General features: G+C 70.0%; 5 protein-coding genes. 1 reads left to right on the top strand and 4 read right to left on the bottom strand.

The genetic code is table 11. The features are described 5' to 3' along the window. Positions 1-98: 98 nt before the first annotated feature. From AB0D53_RS41485 to AB0D53_RS41470, 4 genes are all read right to left on the bottom strand, one after another. Positions 99-938, bottom strand: a complete 840-nt coding sequence (locus AB0D53_RS41485; protein ID WP_362454700.1) for an SDR family oxidoreductase — start codon at positions 936-938, stop codon at positions 99-101. Between the two features lie 203 nt (positions 939-1,141). Further along, on the bottom strand, positions 1,142-1,987 hold the full coding sequence (locus tag AB0D53_RS41480; RefSeq protein ID WP_072489473.1) for an amidohydrolase family protein: 846 nt from the start codon (positions 1,985-1,987) through the stop codon (positions 1,142-1,144). Next, on the bottom strand, positions 1,984-3,171 hold the full coding sequence (locus tag AB0D53_RS41475; RefSeq protein ID WP_362454698.1) for a mandelate racemase/muconate lactonizing enzyme family protein: 1,188 nt from the start codon (positions 3,169-3,171) through the stop codon (positions 1,984-1,986). The genes AB0D53_RS41480 and AB0D53_RS41475 overlap by 4 nt, the downstream gene beginning before the upstream one ends. Then, entirely contained in the window at positions 3,171-4,541 is a 1,371-nt protein-coding gene (locus AB0D53_RS41470) for an aspartate aminotransferase family protein (RefSeq protein ID WP_266422060.1), read from the bottom strand. Before AB0D53_RS41470 ends, AB0D53_RS41475 begins: the two co-directional genes overlap by 1 nt. Before the next feature lie 293 nt (positions 4,542-4,834). Between AB0D53_RS41470 and AB0D53_RS41465 the strand changes: the two genes are divergently transcribed. Then, complete coding sequence (locus AB0D53_RS41465) at positions 4,835-5,692, top strand: IclR family transcriptional regulator (RefSeq protein ID WP_362454695.1); 858 nt, start codon at positions 4,835-4,837, stop codon at positions 5,690-5,692. The last annotated feature ends 233 nt before the right edge of the window (positions 5,693-5,925 follow it).

Raw genomic sequence — 5,925 nt, 5'->3', positions numbered from 1 at the left:
AGGACGGAGCGGGGGACGAAGCATTGACGGACATGACGGAGGCGCTCCTCGCGTTGTCGATGCGTGCTCGGTGGGAACCGACTGCCGGTCGGTCGCGGTCAGATCGTGTTGCGGTACGGCGGCATGAAGCGCATCCGCGGCATCTGGTCGGCCAGCACTCCCCCGTCGACGACGATGCGCGCCCCGGTGAGATACGCGCCGGCGTCCGAGGCGAGCAGCAGCAGTGCGCCCACGCATTCGTCGGGCTGCGCGTACCTGCCGAGCGGGATGCGCTCGCGGTACGCGGATTCGAAGGCCTCCCGGTCGAAGGGGAATTCGCCGTCGATGGGGGTCTCGACCATGCCGGGGGCCAGGGTGTTGGCGGTGATGCCGTGCGGGGCGAGTTCCACCGCCAGGGTCTCGGTGAGCAGTTGGGCGGCGGCCTTGGAGGCGTTGTAGTGCGCCAGGCCGGCCTCCGCCACCAGGGCGTTCTTCGACGTGATGGTGATGATGCGGCCCGCGACCGAGTCCGCCGTCATGTGTTCGGCGATGCGCTGGCTGAGGAAGAAGACTGCGTCGACGTTGACCCGCATGATGTGGGACCAGCTCGCGGGGGTGATCTCGTTGAAGCGTTCCAGCGCCGCGGTGCCCGCGTTGTTGACCAGGATGTGCAGCGGTCCCGCCTCGGCGCGTACGGAGTCGACGAAGCCGGGCAGCGCGTCGATGTCCGCCAGATCCTGCCCGTAGGTCCGGCAGGTGCGGCCGAGTGCCTCGATCGCCGCCGCGGTCTCGGCGACGCCCTCGGCACCGGGCAGGTCGACGAGGACCAGATCGGCGCCCGCCTCCGCGAGGCCGACGGCGAAGGAGCGGCCGAGACCCCGGGCGGCCCCGGTCACGACCGCGGTACGGCCGGTCAGATCGAAGCGGTCGGTTCCCCGGGGCGGGACGGCTGCGGTCATGGCGGGGTTCCTCCAGGCGGAGAGGTGAAGAGGCGGAGAGGTGCGGAGGGGGTGGTCGGGTCCGGTCCTGATCGCCGGAGAGGTCCGGGCCGCCGCGCTGGGACACTTGGGTGATGGCGCGGCGGCCCGGCTGCCGGTCGGTACCGGGCGACAGGGGGATGACCCCGGCGCCGTACCGGCAGGTTCAATGGGGAACGGCCAGGTCAGCCGTTCAGGCCCAGCAGATCCAGCGAAGGCCGGTGGATGATCTCCTCCACCGCGTCCACGTCGAGCGGCGGCAGCCCCGGGATACCGGGGATACGGGCGATCTCCCGCAGCCCCCGCACCGAGTCGTCGACCGTCGTGAACGGGTAGTCGCTGCCGAACATCAGCTTGTGGAAGACCCCGTAGTCCTGGACCAGCCGGAGGCTGTGCCAGAGCTGGAAAGGCCGGTAGTGCAGGGCGCTGATGTCCGCGTACACGTGCGGGTGCTTGCGGATGACCGCGATGCACTCGCCCTCGAAGGGGTGGCCGAGGTGGGCGAGGACCATCCGCAGTTCCGGGTGGCGGATGGCGACCGCGTCCAGGTGGCGGGGCATCGCCCACTCCAGCGGTGCGCTCGACACGAAGGTGGTGCCGGTGTGCACCAGGAGCGGGAGGCCGTGCCGTTCGGCGTACGTGTACAGCTCGTCGTACTCCTCGGCGGCCGGGTCGAAGCCCGCGTACATCGGCATCAGCTTGATGCCGCGCAGGCCCAGTTCCTGGTGGCCGTAGCGGAGTTCGTCCTGCCAGCCGGGCTGGGTGGGGTCGAGCGAGAGGTAGCCGATGAGCCGGTCGGGGTGCGCTCCGGCGTACGAGGCGACGGCCGCGTCGTCCACCCACAGGCCGCTGCGGCGCGCCTTGCCGCCGACGACGATCGTGCGGGTGCCCTCGGGGGCGGTGGCCGCGTACTCCTCCCACTTCACCGTGAGGTCGACCTCGCCCGCGTGGGCGCGGGCGGAGTCGGACCTGAACGGGTCGGTGAAGTCGTGGCTGTGCCGGAAGAGATGCGAGTGGACGTCGACGATCATGTCCGGTTCCGCTTCTCCCAGCCGTCCGCGAACATGTTCCAGAAGCGGTGGCTGGGCGGGTGCTCCTCGAAGACCTCGTCGACGAGCTCGACACCGAGACCGGGTGCGGTCGGCAGGCCGATGTGGCCGTCGGTGATCGGAAGGGTGCCCTTGAGTGCGTCGAAGACGTAGTCCTCAAGGAGCCCGTCGAAGGTTTCCAGGATCTTGAAGTTGGGGATTCCGAGCGTCGCGTGCACCGAGACGGTGGTGCAGAGCGGCGAGTTGGAGTTGTGCGGGGCCACCAGCATGCCGTGGGTGTCGGCGATCGCGGCGAGCTTGCGGACCTCGGTGAATCCGCCGGCCATGGAGAGGTCCGGCTGGATGATGTCGACCGCGTTGGTGGCGAAGAGCTGCTTGTACTCGTAGCGGTTGTGGAAGTGCTCACCGCCGGAGATCGGGAACGCGGCGCGCTGCCGCAGCTCCGCGTAACGCTCGATGTGGGTCCACGGCATCGGCTCCTCGAACCAGCCGATGTCGAAGGGCTCCAGCTCGCGCACCAGCCGGGCCGCGGTCGGCATGGCGAACCGGGCGTGGCCCTCGATGAAGAGGTCGACATCGGGTCCGATGGCCTCGCGGACGGCGGCCACGAGGTCGACGGAGCGGCGCAGTTCGGCGCGTTCCAGCTCGTGCAGTCCGGGGCCGAAGGGGTCGAACTTGAGGGCGGTGAAGCCCTTCGCCACGGTCTCCTTCGCCTTGGCGGCGAAGATCTCGGGCTCGCGTTCGCCGGTGTACCAGCCGTTGGCGTACACCCGTACCTCGTCCCGGCAGGCGCCACCGGTCAGCCGGTACGCGGGGACGCCGAGCGCCTTGCCCATCAGGTCGTACATCGCCTGGTCGAGGCCGGACAGGGCGACGCCGCCCATGTCGCCGCCGCGCAGGAAGTCGCCCTGGTAGACACGGAGCCAGAGCTCCTCGATGTCGAAGGGGTCGGCGCCGATGAGGTGGCGCCGGGCGATCGCCTCGGTGAGCTCGCAGACCTCGCGGACCCGGTAGGGGTGGGTGATCTCACCGATGCCGGACAGGCCCTCGTCGGTGTGGACCCGGACGTAGCCGAAGTCGCGCCAGGAGGTGCCGAGCATCAGGGTCTCGACGCGGGTGATCCGGCCTGCGGGGCCTGCCGGGCGGGTGCGGTTGACGGTCAGCATCAGCGGGTCGCTCCGCCCATCGTGGAGGTGTTTTCCAGGTCCCGGGCGCCGCCGTCGGCGAGCACGGCCTTGACCGCGGCCTCGGTGCCCTCGACGAGACGGTCCACATCGGCGTCGGTGTGGGCGTAGCTGATGTGGCTGCGCTTGAGGTTGAGCGGCAGCTCGAACAGGCCGTGGTCGAGGAGCTTGCGGCGGTAGCCGACGAAGAGCGAGGCGTCGTTGTTCAGCAGGTCCGCGTAGGTGCGGGGGGCCTCGCCCGGCATGAAGTAGCTGACGAAGACGGAGCCGTAGCCGGTGACGACGGCGGGGACGCCGAGGCGCTCGTACAGTCCGGTCAGTTCGGTGCGGACGCGCTCGCCGAGCCGGAAGACGTGCTCGTGGACCGGCTCCTCACGGAGCTTGCGCAGGGTGGCGAGGGCCGCGGCGACGACGGACGGGTGGCCGTTGTACGTGCCGGCGAAGAAGGCGGGGGCGCCGGGGCGGGTGGAGAAGAGGTCCATCAGGTCGGCACGGCCGCCGATCGCGCCGACGGGGGCGCCGTTGGCGATGGCCTTGCCGAGGGTGGTGAGGTCGGGGGTGACGCCGGAGATCTTCTGCCAGCCGCCGATGTCATGGCGGAAGCCGGTGATGACCTCGTCGAAGATCAGGACGCTGCCGGCCTTCGTGGTCTCCTCACGCAGCGTGGTGAGGAACTCCTGGTACGGCAGGAGCGCCCCGACGTTGTGGGGGACGGGCTCGACGATCACGGCGGCGATGTCGGAGCCGTGCTCGGCGAAGGCGCGGCGGACGGCCTCGCTGTCGTTGAACGGCAGGACGAGGGTGGCTTCGAGGACCTCGGGCAGGATGCCGGTGGAGATCGGGTCGTGACCGCCGACCTTCTCGGGCGCGGAGATGACGTTGAGGCTGACCGCGTCGTGCCAGCCGTGGTAGCAGCCCTGGAACTTGACGACCAGGCGGCGGCCGGTGGCGGCGCGGGAGACGCGCAGCGCGTGGAACGTGGCCTCGCTGCCGGTGCTGGTGAGCAGCACCTTCTCGATGGAGGGGATCAGCTCGGCGAGCTGTTCGGCGAGGAGGACCTCGCCCTCGGTGACACCGACGCCCATGTGGCCGAGGGTGGCTCCGGCCTCCGCGGTGGCGCGGGCCACGTCGGGGTCGTTGTGACCGAGCAGGGGCGGGCCGAACGCCGAGTGGAAGTCGGTGTACTCGCGTCCGTCGGCGGTACGGAACCGTGCGCCGTCCGTACCCGTGACGACCAGGTCGGTCAGTCCGGGAACGCTGCGCTGACCGCTGTTCACGCCGCCGGGTACGACCTGGCGGGCGCGCTCGGCGAGTCGGGCTCCGGATTCATTGCCTACCGGGCCTGAACTCATATCACTTGCTCCTTGCGTCGAGAGTCGTCGGTCTTCGCAGGCCCTGCCCGGCCCATGAGTCCCTGGCGCCATCCGCCCGGCAGTCGCCGCAGGAATGAGGATGATCCGTGGTGCTTCAGGTGGTGCGTTTCGCTTTTTCTGAACGCTGTTCTGTAGAGCAGAACAGTGCCTGGATATTACGTGCGGCTTCAGGGCCGGTCAAGACCCTTTCGCACCCAGGAACGCTCGATTCCGCGCCTTCTTCACAGAGAAAGCGCGTTCGAGCCCCCTCCGAGGCACTACGCTGTTCTGCTATGACGAACAGTGCTGCCCCAGAAGAACCGAAGTACTGGGTCAAGAGCGTGGCCAGGGCAGCGGACATCCTCGAGGCGCTCGCCGCCCCCGCGCAGGGGAACGGCCTGAGCGTCACGGAGGTCGGCCAGGCCTGCTCCATCTCCAAGAGCGCCGCCTTCGGCATGCTCCAGACCCTCCGCGCCTACGGCCTCGTCTCGGACGACGGCGAGGGCATGAACCGCCGCTACCGGCTCGGCATGAGCCTGGCCCGGCTCGGCGACCGGGCCCGCTCCCAGGTGTCCCTGCGCGGGGTCGCCCACCCGGTCCTGCGCGAGCTGACCCGGACCACCGGAATGGCGTCCCGCCTCGCCGTCCCCGAGGACGGCCACGCGGTCGTCGTGGACCAGGTCGAGCTCGACCAGCGCGTCCGGCTCGACCTGCGCATGGGCCAGCGCGAGCTGCCGCACTGCACGGGGCTGGGCAAGGCGCTGCTCTCCGCCGTGCCGCCGGGAGAGGCGGCCGCGGTCGTCGAGCGGTTCGGGCTGCCCCGGCGCACCTCCCGCACGATCACCGATCCGGCCACCTTCCTGTCGCATCTGCGCGACATCGCCCGGGTCGGATACGCCCTGGACGACGAGGAGGACGCCGAGGGCATCATCTGCATCGGCGCGCCGGTCTTCGACGACCGCTCGGTGTGTGCCGGGGCCGTCTCCATCACGGGCCTCAAGCTCGGCCTGCCGGCCTGGCGCTACCAGGAACTGGGCGGCCAGGTCCGGGACGCGGCCCGCCGGATCAGCGTCTCGCTCGGCTGGGTCGACGACGCGGACGGCGCCGATCCCGACGCCGACACATCGCATTCCGACGAATTCAGGCCTTGACCAAACGGCGTAACCCGCCGTAGGTTCCCTGCCAACCGCGGTGACACTCCATGGTCACCGGCGATTTACCCCTTCCGGCCTGGTTCCGGCGCCTGCCCATCGCGCCATGGACATCCGACAGCCGGACCCTTTTCAGCCATCCGCCTCATGGCAGTCCCCCGCAGGAACGCTCCCTCACTTATCGCACTTCTCGGAAGGCGAAGTCCGCATGAGCGTTCCGCACCACCACACCC

This window comes from Streptomyces sp. NPDC048295 (assembly GCF_040652135.1).
Classification (GTDB): Bacteria; Actinomycetota; Actinomycetes; order Streptomycetales; family Streptomycetaceae; genus Streptomyces.
This window is presented reverse-complemented; position numbering and strand designations above follow the sequence as displayed.

Excerpts from the sequence above, each read along its gene's own strand:
- AB0D53_RS41465 (WP_362454695.1), top strand. The coding sequence starts at position 4,835 with ATGACGAACAGTGCTGCCCCAGAAGAACCGAAGTACTGGGTCAAGAGC.
- AB0D53_RS41475 (WP_362454698.1), bottom strand. The coding sequence starts at position 3,171 with ATGCTGACCGTCAACCGCACCCGCCCGGCAGGCCCCGCAGGCCGGATC.
- AB0D53_RS41470 (WP_266422060.1), bottom strand. The coding sequence starts at position 4,541 with ATGAGTTCAGGCCCGGTAGGCAATGAATCCGGAGCCCGACTCGCCGAG.
- AB0D53_RS41480 (WP_072489473.1), bottom strand. The coding sequence starts at position 1,987 with ATGATCGTCGACGTCCACTCGCATCTCTTCCGGCACAGCCACGACTTC.
- AB0D53_RS41485 (WP_362454700.1), bottom strand. The coding sequence starts at position 938 with ATGACCGCAGCCGTCCCGCCCCGGGGAACCGACCGCTTCGATCTGACC.